This window comes from Jatrophihabitans lederbergiae, assembly GCF_031845305.1.
Taxonomy (GTDB): domain Bacteria; phylum Actinomycetota; class Actinomycetes; order Mycobacteriales; family Jatrophihabitantaceae; genus Jatrophihabitans_A; species Jatrophihabitans_A lederbergiae.
This window is the reverse complement of sequence record NZ_JAVREH010000275.1, coordinates 1-255: the sequence shown is the minus strand read 5'-3', so window position 1 is coordinate 255 and position 255 is coordinate 1. Positions and strand designations below refer to the sequence as shown.

The 255-nt window shown below is 72.5% G+C and carries 1 protein-coding gene; it reads right to left on the bottom strand.

All coding sequences use genetic code 11. The features are described 5' to 3' along the window. Positions 1-255: site-specific integrase (locus RM423_RS25250; protein WP_311425777.1), on the bottom strand; the 255-nt coding region annotated here is incomplete at both ends.

The window sequence follows — 255 nt, the reverse complement described above, 5'->3', positions numbered from 1 at the left end:
CCGCCACCAGCCGGTCGGCCTCGGCTGGCGAGAGGATCGTCGGCAACGTGCGCGGCACCCGCACCAGCGGCGCGGTGCGCGACGCGCGGGTCCCGCCCGCGCGGCGGGTCGACAAGCCACGCGGCACTGGATTCGTCGCAACGACCGTGTCGCCGCGCGCGATCAGATACGCATAGAACCCCGACACCGACGACAACCGGCGGGCGATCGTGCGTGCCGACAGACCCGACTCCCGATCAATCATCCGCACCACCG